We start from the raw sequence: 1037 nt of genomic DNA, 5'->3' as shown, positions 1-1037 counted from the left end.
TTGCGACGCGTCGGCTCGGAATTTTAAGCTGTGAAATTTCACGGCGCAAAATTTTAAGCTGCGGCAAAACGGCGCCTGCGGGGCTAAATTTAAAAAAGCGGCGCGGGCAGCCGGCTTGAGATAAATTAGAAATTAAACGAGATTGGAGAGGGTTTGAGGGTTTTGTTTCTAGCGATTTTAGCGGTGTTTTTGCTCTCTTGCGCGGCGCTATTTAGCTCGTGCGCGGCTCCGCTGGCGCCCGCTGGCAACGCGCTTAGCGTGTATGACATCTACTCCGTAGCGCGCGACCGCCGCAGCGTCAGCGAGGTCGCTAGCGACAAGCTCATCCAGACTAAAATCCAAAGCAAAATTCTATTTACCAAAGGCCTTAGCAGCTGGGATTTGGAGGTCGAATGCTTCTACGGCGAGGTCTATCTCATCGGGCTGCTGGATAGCGAAGCGATGCGCGAGCCGCTGCTTACTTTAGCTCGGCAAACCGAAGGCGTGCAGCGTGTGCATACCTATCTGCGCGTCAAAAAGCCCGAATATCCGTGCAATTCGTTTGAAATTTTTACAAATTTAAAGAAAAATCTCTTTTCCGACACCGACGTTTCGGGCACTGCGGTGCGCGTGGCGATCGTGGGCTGCGACGTGGTATTTAGCGGCGTAGTAACGGACATCGAGCACGAAAAGCACGCGATCTGGTACGCGACGCACGCGCCAGGGGTGCAGGACGTGTATTCATTCCTGCGCGTGGTGAAGGAGTAGGGGCTTTGCGGTTAAATTTGATCGCTTCAGTACGGCAAATTTAACCGCTTGCGGCGGGCTAAATTTGAGGATATGCCCGATTTATTTCAGCTCGTTTGCGGGGCGATCGACGTGCATGAAATTAAAATTTTATCGGCGCGCAAGATAGCGGGGAATTTTAAAATTTGGATCACGAGCGCGAGCATTAAGTAAATTTAAAGCCGCCTCAGACGATAATTTCGCAGATGAAATTTACGCCGCAAGCGCCCGCCGAAAAGTAGTGCCAGCGTGCCGATAGAAAGCGCGCCCTG

General features: G+C 52.1%; 1 protein-coding gene. It reads left to right on the top strand.

Going from position 1 to position 1037, the window contains the following annotated elements; translation table 11 throughout:
• The first annotated feature begins 153 nt into the window (after window positions 1-153).
• Window positions 154-747 carry a BON domain-containing protein gene (locus Q0256_RS06965; protein ID WP_297961558.1) on the top strand — a complete coding sequence of 198 codons (594 nt, stop codon included), beginning with the start codon at window positions 154-156 and terminating at the stop codon, window positions 745-747.
• The last annotated feature ends 290 nt before the right edge of the window (window positions 748-1037 follow it).

This window comes from uncultured Campylobacter sp. (assembly GCF_937949835.1).
Taxonomy (GTDB): domain Bacteria; phylum Campylobacterota; class Campylobacteria; order Campylobacterales; family Campylobacteraceae; genus Campylobacter_B.
Note: the sequence above shows the minus strand (reverse complement) of the source record. Positions and strands in the feature narration are given on the sequence as shown.